Here is a 21,510-nt window from a genome sequence, read left to right on the forward strand (position 1 = left end):
CAAGCCGTCATCGATCATGCGCTGATAGTCGGCAGCCAGTTTGGCCAACGCGCTGTCATCAGGCACCAGCTGGAGCCCACCGGTGACGGCAGCGTGATAGTCAATCACATCGCCAGACGAGTCCTTCTCTGCAAAGAAGACGCTCTTGTGTTCGGCAACCGCGCGCGCAAGGGCCTTGTCCGCGATGGCAGTATCGGCGAAGCCAGCGGCATCCAGCCTTGTCAGGTCGTGCCAGTGGCGGGCGAAGCGGTCACCGCCGCGGAACTCGCCTTGCACGCAGAAGACGTGAATCGCGGTGGCCTTCTCCCAGAACGTGCGCTCAGCGCGCATCACCCGCGGTGTCGCGGTGGGGAATTCAACCCCCTGTAGACATGCGGCCGCATCACAGCGGACAGGGCGTTCTGCGCTGGGCTCGCCCGTTGAGCGGGCACCGAACTCCAGCAGGACGGTGGGCGCAACATAGCCCGTGCCGGTGGTCAGTGGCGCGTAGTCGACGAATACCTTCTCGCCCTCGGCCCGTACGGTGGCCGGTAGCCCCTGTTGTTCAAGGTCATGCCTGAGGCGGGGCACGATCTCGGTGGCGAGCCAGTCCGACAGGCGCGCACGAATCTCCTTGCTCCACCGCTTCTCCTGGCTCTTGCTGGTCGGGAGCAAGGCACCCGCGTCGCCCACCAGATCACCGGCAATGGCGCGAATGTCGTAGGTCAGGTCCACGTCTTCGGAGAAGCGCCGAATGACGCCGTAGGCTTTTGACAAGGAAGTGCCACCCTTGAATACCAGGTGCTCGGCGTAGGGGCCGGCAAAAAGGTGGCGTAGCAACCAGACCACCCAGACATCCTTTTCCAGCAGGTGGGGCAGCAGGCCTGATGTGTTGGCTGCCGTGTCGAGCGCTTCCAGGCGTTCGGCGGTGGAGAGCTGGAAAAACTCAGCCATCGCTTACCAGCGCGCTGACTTCCTGGGCCATCCACGTCGGCAGCCGTGAGCGCGCCGACACAACCTCCTTTAGCTCAGATGGCGGCAGCCTGGCACGCAGCTGGCGGATCGCTTCCCCGGCTTTTTCCGGGCCCAGCCAGGCCAGTGCCCGCACGACTTCGCCGGCGGCCCGTCCGGGAAAGAGCAGTTGCCAGATCGGCGCATGGCGGAACTCGACCATCTGCGCGCCCAACTTCAAACGGCGACTGGGGCCGGACGTGAGATAAACCGCGCGCATCGGCACCTGGGTGGTCAGGCCCAGCGTGTTGGCGGCGGCGGCACCGTGCGAGACGATGGTTTCCCCACGCTGGTTTGCCAAGCCCTGGACCATTCGCACGGCCGAAGGCGCACGCGTACCAAAGCGGCTCTCGACGGGCAGGACATAAATGCCGCGGCCAGCGCGTAGCAGCGCGCCACGCTGCACCAGGCGGGACAAGGCCTGGTCGACGGCGGCGCGAGTGCCCAGATGCAACAGTTCCTTGGCGACCAAAGGCGTGCCCTCCGGCAATCCGGCGGCCCGTTCCAGAACTTGTTTGGCGAGAGTTTGCATGGTGACATCTCCAGATTGGTAGAATCATCACGCTATTTCTGACACTCTGCAAGTCCTGAGGCCCCTTGATGGCGAGACGACTCAGCAGGGAGACCGGGCGCGCGAGCAAGGGCCAGGCCGGCACCTTGGTGTCGGCGAGTTCGTCATCGCCGGGTCCCGTTTTCGCAGTGATGATTTGCTCGCTGGCTGTTATCGGCGTCGCATTCCCGTAGAAGCCTGGCGGCGGGCAGTCTGCGCTGGATGGCGATTCCCCGCGTGGCGCTACTGGCCGTTTTCCAGACATCACCCCAGCACCGCCCTACCGGGTGACGATTTCACCGATTGAAAGCTCAGGTGGGATGCCTCTCGCGCCCGCCGTATTCAGGAAGCGGCTCTCAGCTCGGGGATACCCGGCGCCGGCTCGGAGTAGCGAGCGGCGAAGACTGCCTCTCTGCACTCCGGCTTTTTGGCCCACTCGGAGACCATCCTTCCCGAAGCCGTGGTATGCAGAACGGTGTTCACCTCACGCGCCCACACGCCAAGCTGGTTCAGCATTTCCTGGGATACCGACTGTCGTTCCCAGACCCTCGCGAGGTCAAAGCGGTCACCAAAGCGTTTCGAAAGGACGGAAAGCGTGTAGGTGGTGACATTGGCCTGGAAGGCCGGGAACATCGCGCGCAAGAGCCTGTGAGCAGCCTTGAACACTATAGCTTTGGCCACCATCGCTTTGTAGGCGAATACATCAGGGGATACATAAGACGAATTGTCTTCCACCAAGGTCATTGATGACATGAAACGGTCAAAGCATTTCTGGGCGCCGAGGCTCACGACGTCGGGCAGGCCGTCCCAAGTCACGACGTATTTGGCAAGATCGGTCTTGGTAATCTTCCGTGCCGGCGGAATGGTCTCTTTCAACACCCTTAGCCTCGCTGGGGTCGTGCCCTCCCGCGCAAGGAGTGTGTTGTAACTACCGGCGGCGCGCTCATAGAACCAGCGACCGGCTCCATCAGGGCAGTAGACGCTAAGCGATAGGCGCTCGACGTCGACGTGAAACGGCTTGTTAGCCGAGAGGTCGGATTGCCTGACCGCGTTTTGACTGTTGGCAAACCGCGATATGTCCGAGATAAGAGCCTCCTCCCTCACAGGATCGGGCTCCTTCAGGATGATGATCTTTGCTGGCACGCGTACCGCAGAAAGGTTGGTCTCCGGAAAGCGCTTCTTGGCGAAATAGAGCGACGCGGTGGTCTGGCCACCGTTTACGATCTGCATTCCCTTCAGCCAGACGATCCCCGGCGAGCCTCCCGCCGTCGACGAAAGGTGCATCTCGTCTGCGATGAGAACAATCCCGTTGTTGTACGCCATGAAGTTCTTCGGAGCTGTCCTCAACGTCGACTGGATTCCGGCGTTCACCCCTTTGCCCCTGACGCTGAGGAAGGAGCGGACGTTCGCCTCCAGAAGCCTGGCGCCGTACTTCTCGTAAATGAACCGCAGGGCCTCACCCGGTACCGCCGTAAGGGCGTAGTCGTACTCGCCCGCGTCGCCCGGCACGTAAACACACGGTAAGGGCGAGCCCGATACTTCGTTGAAGTTGACCACCAGCTCGTCGCGGGGCTTTCCCTCGGACCAGTGGCGGTGCAGCCGCTCGATGTCCATCACCTCGAGGCGGACGCTCTTGGAGCCTATCTCTCGGGTCCTGAAGCTCTTCGCCTTGGCAACCCTGTCGGTTAGAACAAAAACCCGGATTTGATCCAACCCGTCGTAAATGCCGTGAACGGTCGTCGCGAGCGAATAGACGTCCGTCGAGGGATCAAGCCTCGGAGCCATCTTCCCCAACGCGCAAAGCTCGAGGAAACGAAGGCACTGTACGGCCGCTTGCATCGTGTCCCTGTCTGGCACAGAAGAAAGCTCGTCGACGTTCTCGTACAGGCTGACGAACAGATCAAGCTGGTCGGCGTCATCCGACATTGCGTAACCACTCAGACGCAGGTTCGCGTTCCCCATCCTGCCCTGCCAATGGCAAACGTTCGGCTCGAAGGTCATTCCTATCTCGGCCATGTGCTGCATGACGACTTCCGAAAACACCATTTCCGCATAAGGTGCACCCTCGCTCATTTGCGCCCGGACCTCGGCCTGCGTTTCCCTCAGAAAATCCAGCAGCTCTGCCATGCTCACACCACTCCCAGTTGTCCCAACGCGACGCCCAGACCGAGGTTCTGCCCGGGAATGCGATCGATGTCTACTTCGTATTTGACCCGTGCTATTGCATCCGGAATGTCCCCCCTCACCAGCCGAGGGAAATCCTCTCCAACCTCAAGAACCCTGACCGTTTCCAGCGAGAAGCGCCTGCGGTAGTTCGCCGCGTGGGAGACATGATATCCCGCCGCGAGAAGCCGGTCGGAGAACCCCTGCCCTGTCTCCGGAAACCTCCCCAGAAACTCCGAAAGTCGCGCCGCGATGTCCGGCAGACTCCTTCCCGACTCCCTTTGTGAAAACCGCACGCCAGCCAGGAAAAGTGGCCTGCGTGCTCCATCGTCAAGCTGCTCCAGGGAGCCTATTCTTGCAGGAAAGGTGCTTTGGGAGAGTGTGGCCTTCACCTCGATCGCCCCTTCGCCGAGGTTGAAGTCCTGCACCCCGCCAATGGGACCCACCCATGCCTCGATCACCGCGAAGGGCGCAAGGCCGGCCGCGAGAAGACCCTCAATGACCGCGAGTTCACCAACGAGGCCAAGCTCAGCCTCCGGCGAAAGCGCCTGTACGCCTCTGCGCATGAACTCCTGCCACGCCCTCACCCTTGTCAGGAGGGCCCGCAGAACAGCCTCGTCCCCGCCGGCCGCCGCCGCGTCCATCGCCCCCGCAACGTCGCCCACCATCTCGGCGAATAGCTCGACGCTACCGGATTCCTTACGGGTCAGGGCAATCCACGTCTTTCCATCGCCGTGGAGATCGGCCCTGGACACCTCGAAGCCGTGCCCCTCCGGGAGTCTCTCCGCGCTCGGCAGGGATGCATCTCGAAAGCCCGCGAGGAGCGCCTCCTCGTTGCCGGGGAAGCGCCGTCCAGCCCTGAGGGCGCACGGCCCCGCCCGCGTGACCGTGATGCTGCGCCACCCCTCGACCGCGGCGTCCCCCGAAAGTGCGCTCCAGGCAAGGACGAACTCGTCAATCGGCCGGGCCATACTCGGTCTCCCAGAGAAGGTGGTCAACCTGGTAAACGACCTTCGTCGTTGAGATACTGCTAGGGAAGCTAACGCCGAAGGCCATTACGGGTGTCTCCGCGTTCTCCAGCCCCGCCGTGACGGGGTCGAGCGGATAGAGAAGTAGAAGCCCGCGCTTCGGCGCTGCCGGCACCCCGCTAGCGCCGAAGCCGCGCACGCGGCGGATTGACGGCCCGTTGGGCCGCTGCGGCGGACTTGGTTCGACTCCGTCCTTCTGGCGCGTGGAGTCCGGGTTCCAGGAACGCGTCGTCATCTCCATGGCGGCGGCCCAGGCTTTCCCGTCAAGGTCTATGGCCTCGTCCCTGGGGGACAGCAGGCGTCCGATGGAGTAGCGGTCCTTGCTATCGGTGTCGGGGCGGCGCGTAGGCATGCGCTCTATTTTCAGCCCGCCCGAGAACGCCCGGGCCTCGCCGTATCCGCCGCCAACCAACGCGACCGTCCATGACGTCAGCTCTCCTCCGGCCGCCATGGCCCTGATGAACTCGGTCAAAAGGGCGCTGTTGACTTTCCTTGCCTTCGGGTGGGTGACGTAGGACGAGAAGAAGTCAGTGACGAGCTCGGCCGGGACGCCGTTCCACAGGAACCCCTGCCAGACGTGGTCTCCGCCGTCGCGGACGCGAGTGATCTCATCCCGCTCGGCGGGTTGGCCCATGGCGACGATGAGGCGCTCCGTCGCCTCGAGGTTCTTCCTGAGTATGGCCGCGTCCTTATGGAAGGCCACCGTCTCCAGGAGCTCGCCGCTAAAGGACAGTTGAAGGTTCTTGGCCGAGCGCATCTTGAGGGGCGATGTCACTAGGAGGACCGGGTGCGACTGTACTTTGAGCCCGTAGTCGCGAGGGGTCGCGCCGCTCGCTGCCATCGCATCGAACTCCTCGCGCAGTTCCTCCGATGCGTCGGCGATGTGCCCAAACCATTCGACAAGGTCGTAAGTGGTGTAGAGGCGGCACAGGTCTATGTATCCGGGCCGGTAGCCGAACCAGCGGCCCATCTGCATGAGCGTGTCGTACATCTTGGAGGTGCGGACGAAGTAGCTGACGCAGAGGCCCTCCAGGGTGAGGCCCCGGGCCAGTTTGTCGCCACCGATGGCGATGACCTTGAGGCCCTTCCCGGACTGCTCGTCGTAGTCGAGAGCGTCCTTCGCCGTACCATTGATCATCCTGACCTGGATGTCGGAGAGAACGTTGGGGAGAACCTCCCTTATGCGTTCCCAGGACGGAACCACGGGCGCGCCGTCCGGCTCAGGCAAGCTCTCGGCGATTTCCGCGCAGACAGGCTCGAAATCGGTTCTCCAAAGTGCCTCGAGCTCTGCCAGCGTCCCCTCGTCATCAATGCTCCTCGTTACCCGCTGGCGCATGCGCGTGACGACCTGGTCCACCTGGCGGTGGACCTCGCGCTGGACGAGGTTGAACCTGGTGACATGGATCAGCATCGATGAGTGCGCCTTGCCCTGCCCTCGAACTGACCGGGCGGCGGTGGCCAGGACAAACGCGCCAATTGCCTCACGGAGAGATGGTGGAATGGCGTCGAGCCCACCGTGAAGGGGGACGTGCTCCTTGTTGTGCTTCGGCGGCATCCAGCCGGCCACCGCGGTCGCGTCAATGTGGTCGCAAACCTCCCGCGTCAGATGCAGCCCCCCCGAGCGCCCCTCGGGCGACCGGAGGCCGAACAGCCGGGCAGGACCCGCGTAGTTCGACGGCGCCGCGAGATTGATGATGAATGCCTGGGGGAAGAGGTCGGGCCCCTCGTCGATCGTCTCGTTGCGACGGTGAATGAAGATGTTCGCGAAAGGAGTGGCCGTATAGCCCACGTACGCCGATCTCGCGAAAGAGTGGAGAATCTTTCGGATGCGGCTGTTGATGGCCCTCGGTTCATGCTCCTCATCCGGCGACCCGTTCTCGTTGAACAGCTGCTCGCCGGTATCCACCGAGGCGTGATCGGCCTCGTCGTCAATCAGGAGCAGCGGCAGCGCCGAGACGAAGCGGCGGCCGGTGATCCCGTCGGTCGAGTCGGCGACGTGGTTCCGAATCCATTCCAGGAGCCGCTCAAGCACCGTCTTGTTCTTCTTGACGACGAACAGCCATGGCCTTTGCTCCGGCGATATGGAGCAGTGCTGGGCCACCGTCGTGGTGAAGTCGCCGTTGTTCGTGCGGTTCGTCGCGCAGTTCGGAAGTATGCGCGAGTCGCTGTCAATCTCGCCCACGCCGATGGGCCGGATGCTGTCGCCGGTCATCGGCGTCTCGTAGCCGAGAAAACCCTCCTCAAGTCGTATCTGGGTTTGCGATCGGAGGTTGTTGTGCAGTCCCGCGAGCACAATGATGATTCTGTAGCCTGCGTCCGCCGCCTTGCAGACGAGCCCGCAATAGTTCGCCGTCTTCCCCGATTGCACGTGCCCCACGGTCAACCCGCGCCTGTCCCACGGGCCTTCGCGCGTTGGATCCTCCAAGAGCCCGAGAATCTTGTCGGTGGATTTGTCAAGGGCGTCAACTGCGGTGTCCGACATCCTCCTCTCTAGAAGCGACTGGTAACGCTGCCAGTAGCGCCAGTTTTTTTTCCGGGTCGAAACCAGCCAGGGTACGTGCCCCTCGTAGTCGACGAGGGTGGCGTCCTGGCCGATCCACAGGCTAAAGCGCCTGATCAACTCTGCTGTCGCCGCCTGCGCGAGAGCACCCCCCTCCGGGAACATCCCCGCCGCGACTGCCACCTTTTCCGCGATGAGCGCCGGAGTTATCGCGCTCTTGTCCTCTTCCGCGAGAAGGAGCGTTTGGGCGATACTGATGACGCCTTGAAGTTGTTTACCGTTTTCGTCCGACATGTGGCCTCTTCTCAATGGGCGGCACCGCCGCCTTCCGGCAATTCCCCGACAAGGGCCGGATAGTTGTGGAACGGCTCGGTGGCCAAAAGTGTTCTTTTCGCGGCGGCGGGCTCGACGCCCCTGGCCACCATGCTTTGGAAGAGCGTGGCCAGAACGGCCCTCACGTTTTCCGGCGGTTCCCCGTCAAACCCGGTCTTCGGGGTCTCCCTGTTCTCGGCTGTGTCGAGCCAAATCCTCTGCACGGGGACGGTCTCCTCAATCACCCGAAGCATGGCCCTGACGAGGGCGTTGGCCGGGCCGGACGCATCGAGCGCCACCGCCACAGCGGGATGGTTCTCGTCGATTCGGTACCTGGCTCCTGCCCGCGTGCGGTCCAGCCGCCAGGCCTGTTCAACGGCGCCATCCCCCGCGACGGCCATCGGGGCACCGCGCCACGCGAAAACGTGGCGCGCTTTCTCCCGCGTGTCCTCGGCGAGCCTGGTCAACCAGGGGCGGAGGGAGACGGGTATCCGGGCGGTGGACTTCCGGATGTCGATTTTCCAGTCGGCGTCCGCAGTGTTCGGAATGTCAAGGCGGATTCGTGCCAGGCGTTGCGCCTCCTCGCGGTTCCAGGCCCTTCCCTGCCCGAGGCCCAGCCAGCCGCCCGCCAGGAGAAGCCGGCCGTTTCGGTAGACGTAGAAGCCCTGCTGGGAGGTCCACCCCTCGGGGCCGGCTGCTGCGTCATGCTCATCCAGCGTCATCCGGTCCCGGTGGGGTAGCACGTGGCATTCGGCTTCGACAACCCCGGAAGGGGTAAATCGCCTCTCCACGGGGGAGTTCCATGGCTTCCCGGGGTGGCCCGACATGAACGGATCCCATGGGGTGATCGGTCTGCCGTTCAAACGGAGGCACAGTCTGGGGCCTGGCCCCTGCAACAGTCGGTGGAAGACCATCGCCAAGCGCTTTTCAACGTTGTCCAGGAGATCCCCAAAATGGTCGGCTGTGTAGCCGTCCGTGACGATGCGGTCGAGCTGCTCCCAGAGGACTAGCGTACCGGACGTCATTTCCTGCAGCGGGGTGAGGTGCCGTTCGGAACCGTCCGCTGGGCCCTCAAAAAGTAGCCAGCCGTCCTCTGGCCTTGCGGCGATGGCATCTAGGTCCCAGCGCAAGCAGCAGAGATCACCTCCGATCGCCTTCGAGGCCACAGTCAGACGCCTGCATTGGGAAAACGAGGCGGTCTTGAGGCCCACCCCGAAGCGCCCAAGATCTCCAGGAGCCCGCTCATCCAGCGGGTTCTTGTCGCCCAGTCTCATTGCGCCCTCAAGCCCTAGGTCATTCATGCCACGGCCGTCGTCAAGAACGGTTACGCGGCTACCTTCACCTTCCCAAGCGAAGCTGATCCTCACCTCGGAAGCGCCGGCGGACACGCTGTTGTCCACGATGTCGGCAAGCGCCGCGGCCGTTGAGTACCCCAACCCCCTCAGAGCCTCCATCATCGCCGAAGCCCTCGGCGGCACGTTTCTGGTTTTCGCTGTCATTTTCTAAAGGTCATTCCTGGGCATGGCGAGAAACCGGCAGCCAGCAAGATGGGCGCCAGCAGCCTCATCGCCTCACCTTTCTCGTGCGGGAGGCGCAACTCGATTCCACCTCCTTCGGCGCGAAGGTCCTCCACCGCGGCGCCGTACGATCTTGCGAAAGCTACCAAGGTCGTGTCAGTTGCGTCGGGCTCAGGAGCCAACACGCAGGCTTCCTCCGGGGTGAGAGGAAGCCGCGGCGCTGGGTCACTTACCCGCTTGGCCGCACTCCGGTGGGAACAAAGGAAGTCGGCAAGAACGCTCGAGCGAGAAGGGTGCGCGAGTTTTTTCAGGGCCTTGGCCTCGATTTGTCGAATGCGCTCCCGAGTGACCCCGAAATGCTCCCCTGTCTCCTCAAGGGTGCGTGAGTCGGTCCCGTCGAGGCCGAACCTCAGGACCATGACCTCTGCTGCTCGGGGGTCAAGCTCGGCAAGCATCTTCCACAGGGTTCTTATCAGAGAGGCCCGCTCCACCCGCGCTTCGGGTCCGTTGCTCTGGTCCTCGGCGAGCGTGTCGGCCGCGAACTGCTGCCCGGACCCGTTCAGCTCGTGCAACGGTGTCGGCTCATCGATACGGGCTCGCATGGCGGACAGCTTGCCGACGGCCATGCCCATCTTCTCGGCCAGCCATGCGTCGCTGGGGCTCTGGCCGTGCTTGCGCTCGGCCTCCTTCATCTCCCTTCTTAGCCACAACATCTTCTCGTGAACATGGACCGGGATTCGGATGGTTCGACCCATGTCCGCGATGGACCGCGTCGCCTGTTGACGTATCCACCACGAGGCATATGTCGAGAGGCGGAAACCCTTGTGGTAGTCGTACTTCTCGACCGCCTTCAAAAGACCAATATTCCCCTCCTGGACTAAATCCTCGAAGGGTAGGCCCAGCCCCTGGTAGCGCTTTACCACCGAGATAACAAGCCTCAGGTTGCGCAAAACCATTGTTTCCCGCGCCTTGTAGTAACGGGTTAACGCCGATCGGAACGTATCTGCCGCTGCTCCGCTCCATTCGTGTACGTCCAGCCCGCCAAGGAAGAGGGGTGAGAGCCTTGCGCGGGCGATAGCCCCGGCCAAGGCCTCGCGCTCGACCGGGTTGCCCGCGCTTGCGCGCGACCGCGCGGCGATCTCGTCAATTGTCTCCAGAAAGTCCGCCACCCGGTCGGTAAGGGTTGCGTCCGCGTCGGACGAGTCTGACTCCACCTCGTCGGTCTCAGGTGAAACTTCGGCTTCCTCGCCTTGCGCATCCCACGAACCAAGGGAGATGCTACTCAGTCCGTACTTGCCCGCCCGGACACGCTCGCCCGCCTCAAGGACGGAGGCGACACCCTCAGGCCATGACGCCAATGCGCCCGAGGCGTCTGCCAGCCCTTCCTCCATCTCGCGGCCAAGTAGCTCCTCCTCGTCGGCGGTGAGCAGCGCCCCGACGCGCATCTCCTTGGAGTAGAAACGCCCAGGGTCGTTGCGGCCCGACGCGACGTCTTCAATGAAGGCCAGGGCTTCCGAAACCGACACGTCCTCGTCCTCGCGCCCCTCGGCCATGAAAGGCTCGTCTCCGTATTCGACGCGCTCGTCCGTCTCGGCGCCAAGCTCGCCAAGGACAAGTCGCAAGAGCGACTCCCAAGCAGGGTTCAACGAGCCGTACTTGTCCTTGCAGGCCTCGACGAGGTCATCGTCGGGGACGCTGCCCTCACGAATAGCCCTTAGCAATAGGCGCCGCAGGCCGGCGGACTCCTCCCCCCCCTCCATTCCCGGCAAGGGGGCCGCGCGCTCCGGTAGAAACGCCTCGAAATCATCCCAGCCTGCGGAGTCGTCCACGGGATCATGTGCCGAGATGGCGGATTGCACTGCGGCGGCCGTTTTCGTGATGGTCGGGTCACCCTCTGGGGGCGGGCCGTCATCATCGGGCTCCCAGCCCGACAGGTCGGACGCGTCCCATTCGTCATCGAATTGCACCGCGGATGGCAACGCCGACGGGGACTCACAGCCGGAATCGGGAACTAGACGTAGGTCCGTGCGAATGAGCTTCGTCGAATTTGGCTCTGGTTCATCCCCGGGTTCCGTTGATGGCTCTGGCTTTGGTTGGACAGGCCCGGGGGCGAGAGCCAAAGCAGCCTCTAGCACGGCGATGACCCCCTCAGCCCTGGACGCCTTTGCGATCGCCAAGGCGTCCCTACCGGAAGTGTCTGTCAGGCCGGGATCCACACTGGCGCCGAGCAGTAAGGAGCACACAGCCGCTCTGTTTTTGGAGGCCGCAAGCATCAGCGGCGTCATCCCGGCCGCGTCTCTGGCGTTCAGGTTGTCACCCCGCCTTATGTGGAGACGGACAGCCGTCTCCACGCCGGCGAGAACGGCCATCTTGAGAAGGGCGTTTAGAGTGCCGTTGTCGGACATTGTGCTGATTTCGTCCGCTCCATCCTGGGCAGCCCTATCTCGTGCAGCAAGCCCTTGCCCCGCATCTGTGGCCAAAAACACCGTTGGCGCGTGCCAGGATTGGCCCCGGACACTTCACCCAAAAAACAGAGGTGAAAAGCCATGCACTCCCCTTGGATCGGCCCAAGATCTAATGGAATTGCCGAAACCACGTCGTCGCCTGTTGTATTCTTGTGATGACAAGTGATAATACAGGCGACGTCTTGTTTTGGATACCCGACTTGAGGATTGTAAGCAGGCCCAAACAGTGCGAGCGCATCACGGCGCGATCTTCCGCAGCAGTGCCGAGGGGCGTTCGTCACGTCAGGCGTTTGGTCTTGCCAGCGATACGCCGAGGGTGCCTGAGCCTGCTTGCCGTGTTAGGCTGGATGATCCTGCAGCGAGTGTGCCGACTTTGCGTTTTGCGCATTGGTATCCAGGAGCCGGCAACACAACCCCCACGCTTCCCACCACACAACGATAAAGAAGAGTACCGGCTCGCGCGTCGGCGTGAGGGCTAGTAGTTCGGCGAGCGAGGACGCGGTCGGCGGACGAAAGCCATCCTGTAGCTTATGGGGGCCGTGCCAGCCTTGAATCGTGTAAGCAAGGTGCTCGCTCCATGATTCGCTCCGAAGGCCGGAGACAGATATGACAAAGACAGCCCCAGGCGGCAGAATGTGCTCACAAAGCACCACACGAGAATGATCCCAGTAGTTGACCTCTTTGCGGGCCCCGGTGGTCTTGGAGAAGGCTTTGGCTCATTTCGTGACAGCACCGATGAACCCGTTTTCGACATCCGTTCATCCTTCGAAAAGGAACCGGTTGCCCATCGCACCTTGTCTCTGAGGGCCTTTTACCGGGCTTTTGGCCATCCGAGTGATGTGCCCGGCGAGTACTACCAATACCTTCGCGACAGAATTTCCCGGGAAGATCTGTTGGGAAATCCTCGTTTTCATGCCCAGACCAGCAGGGCGCTCGAAGAGGCGCATTGCCGTGAGCTGGGCCTCACTCCAGCCGAGGAGGTCGACCGGACGATCGCGCGAGCACTCCGGGGTAACATGCCGTGGGTCCTGATTGGCGGCCCGCCCTGCCAGGTCTACTCGGTGGTTGGGCGGTCTCGCTGGCGTCGGGACAATGTTGAGAAATTCGAAGGCGACCACCGGCATTTTCTCTACAAGGAGTATCTGCGGATCATCCAGAAGTTCCAGCCTGCCGTCTTCGTAATGGAGAACGTCCGGGGAGTACTATCGTCGACACATGGAGGCAGTCCGATCTTCGAGAGAATTCTGGACGACCTCTCAAGCCCTTCTCCGGGGCTCCACTACGAAATACGTTCGTTCAATTGCTCCGGTGATGCGCGGACCACGAACCCCATGAACTTTGTGGTCCAGTCCGAGAACCATGGCCTGCCGCAAGCCCGTCACAGGGTGATGCTCCTTGGTGTTCGTGAAGACATCCGGGCCCGACAGCATCAGCTGCTCACAAGAACAGGGTCGGTTTCGGTTAACCAAGCGATTCATGATTTGCCTCGCGTCCGGAGTCGTCTCTCTCGCGGTAAGGATTCCCCCGAAAGTTGGCAAACCATCTTTGACGAGCTATTGGTAGTTCTGGCCAGAACGGCGCCAGATGCCCTGAGTTTCGTGAAACAGGAGCTCGAACTGTCACGTGCAGGCCGGGTGATACCGACAAGCGCGGGGGGGCGTTATATGCGTGACTGGGAAGGCAGAGCTGATCGATTGCCTGCAAACCTCGCAGAATGGTTACGTGATGAACGCCTGGAGGGGGGATATATCCAGCATGAGGCCCGCGCCCACATGCGGTCCGATCTGCACCGCTATCTCTATTACGCCTGCTATGCCAAGCGGAATGGTTGCTCGCCGAAAGTTGATGAGTTGCCTCCAGAGTTGCTGCCGCAACACGTGAATGTACATTCGGAGAAAGTGCCATTTCGCGATCGTTTCCGCGTGCAGATTGAGACGCTACCATCCACTACTGTGGTATCGCACATCTCAAAGGATGGTCACTACTACATTCACTACGATCCTGCCCAGTGCCGCAGTCTGACCGTTAGAGAGGCTGCGCGCTTACAGACGTTTCCCGACAACTACTTCTTCGAGGGCAACCGCACGGAGCAATATTGGCAGGTCGGCAACGCCGTCCCTCCGTTCCTGGCCAGGCAGGTTGCAGGCATCGTAGCCGAGCTGCTTCAGGGCGGCGAAGAGGCGGCTGAATCAACGGACGAAGCGAGCCGGACAGTGGACGCAAAGCCTGTCGCCGAATTGCCAGCATGGTAGATGTAGTGGATCAGGCGACGCGTTCTCGCATGATGTCGGGGATCAAGGGAAAGAATACGCGGCCGGAAATACTGGTACGGCAATTCCTGCATGGGCACGGCTTTCGTTACCGGCTGCATTCAAAGAGCCTGCCAGGAAGTCCAGACATCGTGATGCGGAAATGGATGGTCGCCGTTTTCGTTCACGGGTGCTTTTGGCATCGTCATGAAGGCTGCAGGTTTAGCACGTCACCAGACAGCAACGTCGGGCACTGGCACAGCCGGTTTGAGGAAAACACCGTGCGTGATCGACGGAACATCAGCGAGCTTGTGACCAGAGGGTGGACAGTTATCATCCTGTGGGAATGCGGTTTGAGAGAAGTCAAGGCGGGCAAGCGAAACCTCCTTTGGCTGCTCGACAGCATCAGGACTGGGCACTCTACCGGTTGCATATTGGAATGGCCCACGGTAGAAGGTAAACTTGGACCCGCGCATCATTCCACCATTTCGACGGTGGATTTGTTGCGCTGACTGAGGAGTAGCCATGGCGACGCAGACAAATCAAGGTCAGGACAGAATTGAGACGATGGCGATTGAATTCAGTGCGAAACTGAAGAGGTGGCTTTCTCGCGAGCAGATTAAGAAGGTAGTTTCCCGGAACAGGGACGAGGATGAGCCGAACATCTGCCACAGCCATGATTTCTGCGATGCAAACATGGCCCTGCACGATGTGTTCATGAAGCATGGGATGGACGTAACGGCTGAAGGGGGTGTCAGTCGTCATTGCCAGGAATGGCATGACGTGTGGCAACTGGCCAAGCAGAAGCAATTCTGGTTCCGGCCAAGGTAGACCGGGAACTCCTTGGAAGTTGAAGCGCACGGCCTTGGTGTGTGAATCGGTTCGCGCCAACTATCGCTGCCGCTGAACGCCTATCCAGCATTCCACCGTGGCCATTTCGTGCGCCTATGTCGTGCCTTCCCTCAGGCCTAAATCCAGTTGTCCTGAGCCTTCTCGGCAACACCCTGCGCATCCGTCGTCACCACCGGCACGCCCTGTGCATGCTTGATCACTTCCCGCACCACGTCGCGTGAAAGCAGCTTGGTGATGCGGGCGTGCGGCAGCGGCAGAACGATTTCGTCGCAGCCGAGCTGTTCGGCGACGTCGCTGATCTGCGCGACGATGTCGCCTTCGCGGTAGATCTCCTGGCAGGACACGCCTGCCGCTGCCAGCGGCTGCGCCGCGTCGTGCAGGATGTGAGTGCCGCATTCGGCCTGCAAGCGGGCGATCTCGACGTGCGTACGGAAACGCAGTACTTCCGGCGCAGTGACGGCTTCGGAGACGAACAGCAGCACGGCCTGCACCGGCTCGCCGCGGCGCTGCAAACGCATGGCGTAGCGAAGGCCCCAGCGCGAGCGTTCGGTGGGGTCGACCGGGATCAGCAGTCGCTTGGTGCGTGCACCCTGCGCAAGCGGTTGATCGGCACGGAGCGGGCTCATGATCTCTCCTTTCGCGTTTAATCCGCTCGGAATCGGTGAGCTGTTCATCGGCTCAGGGCAGGTAGTAGAGGCCCAGCCAGGCCAGCAGCATCACCACGGTCCAAAGAGCCATGCTGCCGGTGGGCCAGGTCTTGGCCAATGCGCCTTGCGCGCCGTGGTGACGGCGCAGAGTTTTACCGGCGCGCTCAGCCAGTGACGAGACAGTGCGTTCCAGGCCGGCGATGGCACCGGCAAGCAGCGGCGCCAGCAGATTGACGAGGCGAGGCGCAAACATGCGGTAAAACCAGTCAACATCCAGCGAGATGGTCAGCGTGCGCTTCAAGAAGCTGAGCATGACGAAGAATGCCAGGCCCGAGAACAGCAGAAGTTGCAGCTGGGTCACCACGTGAGCGCCGCTGTAGGGTGCGTAGTTGACCTCGAAGGGCAGCAGGGCATAGAGCGGCGCCGGAAACAGGCCCAGGCCGATGCACAGTGCGGAGAAGAGAATCATCGGTATCTGCATGCTTGCTGGCGGATCGGCGGGGCGTAGTCCGCTATCCTTCTGGAAGAAAACGAACCACGGGAACTTGATGCCAGCGTGCAGGAAGACTCCCGCCGAGGCCGCCGCCAGCCCGAGCCAGACGTACTGCAGATGCTCGTCGCCTGCTGCCTGCGAGATCATCGATTTGCTGACGAAGCCGGAAGTCCAGGGAAACGAAGAGATGGCCAGTGCCCCGATGATGCCGCACACGGCGGTGACCGGCATGCTCTGAAAGAGGCCGCCAAGATCGGTGCACTTGCGCCGGCCGGTGCGGTACAGCACCGAGCCGGCGGACATCAGCAGGAGCGCCTTGTAGATGATGTGGGCGAAGGCATGCGCGGCGGCACCGTTGAGCGCCATTTCGCTGCCGATACCGATGCCGACCACCATGAAACCGACCTGGTTGACGATCGAGTAGGCAAGAATGCGCCGCATGTCGTTCTCGAGCAGCGCATAGACGATGCCGTAGAAGATCATGAACATGCCGATCCAGATCAGGATTTCCGTGCCGGGGAAGCCGCGCAAGAGGACATAAACAGCCGTCTTGGTGGTGAACGCGGAGAGGAAGACGGTACCGCTCCACGACGCCTCGGGGTAGGCATCGGGCAGCCAGGCGGAAAGCGGCGGGGCGCCGGCGTTGATCAGGAAGCCCGCCAGGATCAGCCAGCTGGCCCAGGAATCGGGCGTGATCTGCGTAAAGGCAACCGAGCCGGTATCGGCGACGTGGCCGGCGATACCGGCCATCAGCACGACGCCGCCGAGCAGGTGGATCGACAGATAGCGCATGCTGGCCGAATAGGCCGCACGGCTGCCCGCGCTCCAGATCACCAGGGTCGAACCGATGGCCATCAGTTCCCAAAAGATGAACACCGTGATGAGGTCACCGGCGAAGGCGACGCCTATTGCCGAGCCCGCGTAGAACAGTGCCGCCGGCACTTCCACGCGGCTTTCCTGGCGCAGCGCGAAGAGGGCGCCAGTCGCAGCCATCAGCGCGAAGATGGTGGCAAACAGGCGCGTCAGTTTGTCGCCGGTGAGCGGGGTCAGCGTGTAGTCGAGGAAAGGGAGTTGCCACGCACTGCCGTCCGGTACCTGCCAGATCGCCCATAAGGCCGCCAGCGGCAGGGCCAGCGAGGCGGCTTGCCGGGCTCCCCGGTGCGGCAGCCAAGGCAGGACCAGGGCGCCGAGAACGAGGATCAGCGCGGGGTGCAAGATCATTGGTCGTCACCGTAATAGGTGTCGGGCCGCTTGATCAGCAGGCCCAGGCCCTTGGCGAAAAAAATCATCGCCGCGCAGGTGAGAAAGCCGTACCAGGCGTGGAAGCCGAACCAGCCGTCGAAGGCGAAATGCGGGTGCAGATGCACCACCAGTTCGGCGACTACCGTCACCACCAGGATGGCGATGAACACCCGCCACAGCAGCGTGACCGTCTGCGGGCGTACCAGCCAGTGCTTCTCGGTGTTGTTCATCAGTTTCAGCCTCCGAGCATCTGACGTGCCAGCGCCAGCGGCACATCGGGGAAGAAGAACAGCGCCAGCGTGCCGGCGGCGGTCAGCGTCAGGGCGGCGACCATCGGCAGTGGCGCCTCGCCGTGGGCGTGGCCGTGCGCGTTCCCCTCGTCCACCGGCGGGCGAAAGAAAGCGCGATAGACGATGGGCATGAAATAGCCGGCGTTGAGCAGCGTGCTGGCCAGCAGGACGGCAACGATGGCCCACTGCTCAGCCCCCATGGCGCCAGACAGCAGATACCACTTGGAGACGAACCCGGCCGCTGGCGGCAGGCCGATCATCGACAGTGCGCCGATGGCGAACGCGCCCATGGTCCACGGCATGCGTCGGCCGATACCGTCCAGCTCGCTGACATTGGTCTTGTGGGCAGCGGTATAGATGGCCCCGGCGGCGAAGAACAGGGTGATCTTGCCGACCGCGTGCGCGGCGATGTGTAATACCGCAGCAGCGAGCGAGTAGGGGGTGAGCAGCGCTGCTGCCAGTACCACATAGGACAGCTGACTGACCGTCGAATAGGCCAGACGCCGCTTCAGGTTGTCGGCGCGCAAGGCGACGATCGAGGCGGCGACGATGGTGAAGCCGGCGATCGCCGTCAGCCAGTCCGCCCCGCCCTGCTCGACCAGCGTCTCGGCACCGAAGATGTAGACGATGATCTTGACCACGCTGAACACGCCGGCCTTGACCACCGCCACCGCGTGCAGCAGCGCGGAAACCGGCGTCGGCGCAACCATCGCCGCCGGCAGCCAGCGGTGGAAAGGCATCAGCGCCGCTTTGCCGATGCCGAACACGTACAGTGCGAGCAGGCCACCGAGCGCGAAGTCGGAGAGCCGACCCTGCAGGATGCCTCCCGGCGTAAAGTCAGTGGTGCCGGCGACGTGCCAGGTGAACACCAGCGCCGGCAGCAGCAGGACCACCGAGGTGCCGATCAGTAGCCCGAGATAAATACGCCCACCCGCTCTCGCCTTGTCCGTGCCGTGGTGGGTCACCAGCGGGTAGGTGATCAGCGTCAGCAGCTCGTAGAAAACGAACAGCGTGAACACGTTGGCAGAAAAGGCGATGGCGATTGCCGCGGCGATCGACAGGGCGAAGCAGACGTAGAAACGCGTCTGGTGGGCCTCATTGTTGCCACGCATGTAGCCGATCGAGTAGAGCGAGTTGACCATCCACAATCCCGAGGCGACGAGCGCGAAGAGCATGCCCAGCGGCTCGACCGAGAAGGCCAGTTCAAGGCCAGGCAGAACCTCGGTCAGGTGCACGCCGGGCCGCTCGCCGGCAAGTATCGTCGGCAGCAGGGATACGACGCAGAACAGCAGCGTCGCTGCGGTGGCCAGCGTCGCTGTTTCGCGCAGGTTCGGTTGTTGATGGCAGAGGGCGATCAGCGCCGCGCCGACGGTCGGTACCACGAGCGCGGCGACGATCAGGCTTTCGGCGCCGATCATGGCGTCACCCCGAGCAGCATCCTCGCTGCAGCGGCGGCCGAGCCGACGGTGACCGAGGTTTCGACGCCGAACCAGAGCGTCGCGCCGACCAGGATCCAGGCCGGGATGGCCAACGCCAGCTTCGCTTCGCGGAACTGTGCGAGGTCGCTGCGCGGGGCGCGGAAGTAGGCGGTTTCGACGAAGCGCCAGACGTAGATGACCGCCAGCAGCGACGACAACACGATCAGGAACACCAGCCACCACTGGTCTTTCTCCAGCGCCGCGAGGATCAGGTACCACTTGCTGACAAAGCCTGCCGTGCCGGGTACGCCGATCAGACTCAGTCCGCAGAGGACGATAGCGAAAGTGGTCAGCGGCATGACCCGGCCAATGCCCTGAACGCGCGCCAGGGTGACGCCGCCCATGTGCGCCATTACCGCGCCGAGCAGCAGGAACAGGGCGCCCTTGGTGACGGCGTGGTTGACCAGGTGCACGATCGTCGCGGTCAGCCCGGTCACCGAGTCGAAAGAAATGCCGAGGACGATGTAGCCGATCTGGGCGACGCTGGAGTAGGCGAACAGCCGTTTCAGGTTGTCCTGGAAGATGGCCACCGTCGAAGCGACGAACATCCCGGCCAGTGCCAGAATCAGCATCAGATCCTCCATTGGTAGCCGCTGGAAGATGGCCGTTTCCCCGAAGACCGAGAAGTAGAAGCGCAGCAGCGCGTACACCGACACCTTGGTGGCGGTGGCGGCGAGGAAGGCCGATACCGCCGAGGGTGCGTAGGCGTAGGCGTTGGGCAGCCACTGGTGGAGGGGGAACAGCGCCAGTTTCAGGGAGATGCCGACGGTGAGAAAAGCCAGCGCCGCGAGCACCGGGCGGTGACTGGTCATCGCCTGCAGACGGATGCCCATGTCCGCCAGATTGAGGGTGCCGGTCTTGAGATAGAGCAGGCCAATGCCGATGACGATGAAGGTGGCACCGATGGTGCCCATGATCAGGTACTGGTATGAGGCGACCAGCGCGCGGCGGTCCCTGCCGAGCGCGATCAGGACGTACGAGGAGAGCGAGGAAATCTCCAGGAACACGAACAGGTTGAAGGCGTCGCCGGTGATCGTGATGCCGAGCAGGCCGGTCAGGCACAGCGCGAACATGGCGTAGAACAAATAGTGGGTATCCCGGCGGATCTCGCGTTCGATGCTGGCGCGGCTGTAGGGCAGGACCACCGCGGCAATACCGGATACCAGCATCAAGACCAGCGAGGAGAGTGCGTCGACGCGGTACTCGATGCCCCAGGGCGGCGGCCAACTCCCGATGGCGTAGGAGATCGGTCCGCTTTCGCCCACCTGCAGCCACAATAGGATGCTGATCGCAAACGCTGCCCAGGTCGCCGCCAGCACCAGCAGAAAGGCCGCCAGGCGGTCGCGCAAGAGCACCGCCAGCGGCGCGCTTGCCAGCGGCAGGGCGACCTGCAGGGCAGGGAGATGCTCGACGAAGTTCATCGTTGCGACTCGTCGTTGGCCGGTGCTTCATCGCTGTGCAGGATCTCGTCTTCCTCGATCGTGCCGTATTCCTCGCGGATACGTACCGCCAACGCCAGGCCCAGGGCCAGCGTGGCCACGCCGACGACAATCGCCGTCAGGATCAGCACGTGCGGCAGCGGGTTGGAGTACACCGTGAAGGCCGGGTCGATAATCGGTGCCGTGCCGCCGACGATCTTGCCCGGCGCCAGGTAGAGCAGATACACCGAGGTTTGCAGGATGGCCAGCCCGACCAGTTTCTTGATCAGATTGCCGCGGGCGATGACGATGAACAGCCCGGTCATCGCCAGGAAGAGCATGACTGCGTAATCGTAGTGGCTTAAGAAGCTCATTCCTGGTCCGGGCCGCGCCGCGCAAAGAGGTAGAAGATCTTCAGCAGGACGCCGCAGACGGTGATCGCCACCCCCAACTCGATCCAGAAAATGCCGCGGTGCTGGCCGGCAACCGGATCGGCGTCGAGCACGAAGTAATCGAGGAAATTGCCGCCAAAATAAAGGCCGGCGAAACCGACGCCAAGATAGAGCAGCACGCCGGCCGCGATCATCGCTTCGACGATCCGGTCGGGGAGCGCACGGCGTGCGCTGTTCAGGCCGTAAATGATGGCGTAGAAAACGATCGCCGCGGCGACGATGGTGCCCGCCTGGAAGCCACCGCCAGGTCCGAAATCGCCGTGAAACTGTACGTACAGCGCGAACAGCAGGATGAAAGGGATGAGCAGCTTGCAGACCACGCGCAAGACCATGTCGTTCTTCATCTCTTGCCCTCCCGTACGTACCGGCGCCGACGCAGCAGAGCGATGACCCCGATGCCGGCGGTGAATACCACCGTCGTTTCGCCCAGGGTGTCAAAGGCGCGGTAGCTGGCCAGGACCGCGGTGACGACGTTGGGAATGCCGGTCTCACGGGGTCCGTCTTCCAGATAGCGCGGCGCCACGTGCGTGTGGATCGGCGCCTCGGGATCCGAAAATGCCGGCAGATCCCAGGTGCCATAGACCAGCACGAGGCCGGTGCCAATGGTTACCAGCAGCGGCAGCCAGGGTTTGTGGGCCGGCTTTTCTTCAACACTGCGGCATAGATGTAGCGCACCGAGCAGCAGCACCGTCGACACGCCGGCACCCACTGCGGCCTCGGTCATCGCCACATCGACGGCATCGAGGGCAACCATGACGGTGGCGGTGAGCAAGCTGTAGAGGCCGAAGAGGACAATCACCGCGAACAGGTTGCGGGTACGCGTCAGCGCCACTGCGGCGACCATCATCTGGGTCAGCAACACGT

General features: G+C 62.7%; 18 protein-coding genes. 3 read left to right on the top strand and 15 right to left on the bottom strand.

Annotated features, from left to right (window positions below; all coding sequences use genetic code 11):
* The 7 genes from RUW20_RS12275 to RUW20_RS12305 all read right to left on the bottom strand — a co-directional run.
* Positions 1-933: nucleotidyl transferase AbiEii/AbiGii toxin family protein (locus RUW20_RS12275; RefSeq protein WP_313952516.1), on the bottom strand; the 933-nt coding region annotated here is incomplete at its 3' end.
* On the bottom strand, positions 926-1,522 hold the full coding sequence (locus RUW20_RS12280) for a DUF6088 family protein (protein ID WP_313952517.1): 597 nt from the start codon (positions 1,520-1,522) through the stop codon (positions 926-928). The genes RUW20_RS12275 and RUW20_RS12280, both read right to left, overlap by 8 nt.
* A 360-nt stretch (positions 1,523-1,882) precedes the next feature.
* Positions 1,883-3,667: an AIPR family protein gene (locus RUW20_RS12285; protein WP_313952518.1), complete on the bottom strand. Its 1,785-nt coding sequence runs from the start codon at positions 3,665-3,667 to the stop codon at positions 1,883-1,885.
* Between the two features lie 2 nt (positions 3,668-3,669).
* Positions 3,670-4,674 (bottom strand): PD-(D/E)XK motif protein, encoded by a 1,005-nt coding sequence (locus RUW20_RS12290; RefSeq protein ID WP_313952519.1) that lies wholly within the window; start codon positions 4,672-4,674, stop codon positions 3,670-3,672.
* Complete coding sequence (locus RUW20_RS12295; protein WP_313952520.1) at positions 4,658-7,525, bottom strand: Z1 domain-containing protein; 2,868 nt, start codon at positions 7,523-7,525, stop codon at positions 4,658-4,660. The genes RUW20_RS12290 and RUW20_RS12295 overlap by 17 nt, the downstream gene beginning before the upstream one ends.
* Before the next feature lie 11 nt (positions 7,526-7,536).
* Positions 7,537-9,042, bottom strand: coding sequence for an ATP-binding protein (locus tag RUW20_RS12300; protein ID WP_313952521.1), 1,506 nt, complete (start codon positions 9,040-9,042; stop codon positions 7,537-7,539).
* Positions 9,039-11,465 carry a sigma-70 family RNA polymerase sigma factor gene (locus RUW20_RS12305; protein WP_313952522.1) on the bottom strand — a complete coding sequence of 809 codons (2,427 nt, stop codon included), beginning with the start codon at positions 11,463-11,465 and terminating at the stop codon, positions 9,039-9,041. Before RUW20_RS12305 ends, RUW20_RS12300 begins: the two co-directional genes overlap by 4 nt.
* A gap of 719 nt (positions 11,466-12,184) precedes the next feature.
* Here RUW20_RS12305 and RUW20_RS12310 point away from each other — a divergent pair.
* Genes RUW20_RS12310 through RUW20_RS12320 form a run of 3 tightly spaced genes read left to right on the top strand, consistent with a single transcriptional unit; the run spans position 12,185 to position 14,605 of the window.
* Entirely contained in the window at positions 12,185-13,777 is a 1,593-nt protein-coding gene (locus RUW20_RS12310) for a DNA cytosine methyltransferase (RefSeq protein WP_313952523.1), read from the top strand.
* The gene (locus RUW20_RS12315; protein ID WP_313952524.1) at positions 13,771-14,286 is read left to right on the top strand and encodes a DNA mismatch endonuclease Vsr; all 516 of its coding nucleotides are present in this window, start codon (positions 13,771-13,773) and stop codon (positions 14,284-14,286) included. Before RUW20_RS12310 ends, RUW20_RS12315 begins: the two co-directional genes overlap by 7 nt.
* Positions 14,287-14,299: 13 nt before the next feature.
* Positions 14,300-14,605: a hypothetical protein gene (locus RUW20_RS12320; RefSeq protein ID WP_313952526.1), complete on the top strand. Its 306-nt coding sequence runs from the start codon at positions 14,300-14,302 to the stop codon at positions 14,603-14,605.
* A gap of 137 nt (positions 14,606-14,742) precedes the next feature.
* On the opposite strand, the gene RUW20_RS12325 is transcribed toward RUW20_RS12320, so the two are convergent.
* The 8 genes from RUW20_RS12325 to RUW20_RS12360 are packed head-to-tail and all read right to left on the bottom strand — an operon-like array spanning position 14,743 to position 21,508.
* Complete coding sequence (locus tag RUW20_RS12325; RefSeq protein WP_313952527.1) at positions 14,743-15,252, bottom strand: universal stress protein; 510 nt, start codon at positions 15,250-15,252, stop codon at positions 14,743-14,745.
* A 52-nt stretch (positions 15,253-15,304) separates the two neighbouring features.
* A complete protein-coding gene (locus RUW20_RS12330) occupies positions 15,305-16,987 on the bottom strand; it encodes a Na(+)/H(+) antiporter subunit D (protein WP_313952528.1) in 1,683 nt (560 codons plus the stop codon).
* The gene (locus RUW20_RS12335) at positions 16,984-17,238 is read right to left on the bottom strand and encodes a hypothetical protein (protein ID WP_313952529.1); all 255 of its coding nucleotides are present in this window, start codon (positions 17,236-17,238) and stop codon (positions 16,984-16,986) included. The genes RUW20_RS12330 and RUW20_RS12335 overlap by 4 nt, the downstream gene beginning before the upstream one ends.
* A gap of 5 nt (positions 17,239-17,243) precedes the next feature.
* Complete coding sequence (locus RUW20_RS12340) at positions 17,244-18,716, bottom strand: monovalent cation/H+ antiporter subunit D family protein (RefSeq protein WP_313952530.1); 1,473 nt, start codon at positions 18,714-18,716, stop codon at positions 17,244-17,246.
* On the bottom strand, positions 18,713-20,197 hold the full coding sequence (locus RUW20_RS12345) for a monovalent cation/H+ antiporter subunit D family protein (RefSeq protein ID WP_313952531.1): 1,485 nt from the start codon (positions 20,195-20,197) through the stop codon (positions 18,713-18,715). Before RUW20_RS12345 ends, RUW20_RS12340 begins: the two co-directional genes overlap by 4 nt.
* On the bottom strand, positions 20,194-20,568 hold the full coding sequence (locus RUW20_RS12350) for a cation:proton antiporter subunit C (RefSeq protein ID WP_313952532.1): 375 nt from the start codon (positions 20,566-20,568) through the stop codon (positions 20,194-20,196). The genes RUW20_RS12345 and RUW20_RS12350 overlap by 4 nt, the downstream gene beginning before the upstream one ends.
* The gene (locus RUW20_RS12355; protein ID WP_313952533.1) at positions 20,565-20,990 is read right to left on the bottom strand and encodes a Na(+)/H(+) antiporter subunit B; all 426 of its coding nucleotides are present in this window, start codon (positions 20,988-20,990) and stop codon (positions 20,565-20,567) included. Before RUW20_RS12355 ends, RUW20_RS12350 begins: the two co-directional genes overlap by 4 nt.
* Positions 20,987-21,508, bottom strand: a complete 522-nt coding sequence (locus RUW20_RS12360; RefSeq protein ID WP_313952534.1) for a DUF4040 domain-containing protein — start codon at positions 21,506-21,508, stop codon at positions 20,987-20,989. The genes RUW20_RS12355 and RUW20_RS12360 overlap by 4 nt, the downstream gene beginning before the upstream one ends.
* Positions 21,509-21,510 lie beyond the last annotated feature (2 nt).

It is taken from the genome of Accumulibacter sp. (genome assembly GCF_032229525.1).
Taxonomy (GTDB): Bacteria; Pseudomonadota; Gammaproteobacteria; order Burkholderiales; family Rhodocyclaceae; genus Accumulibacter.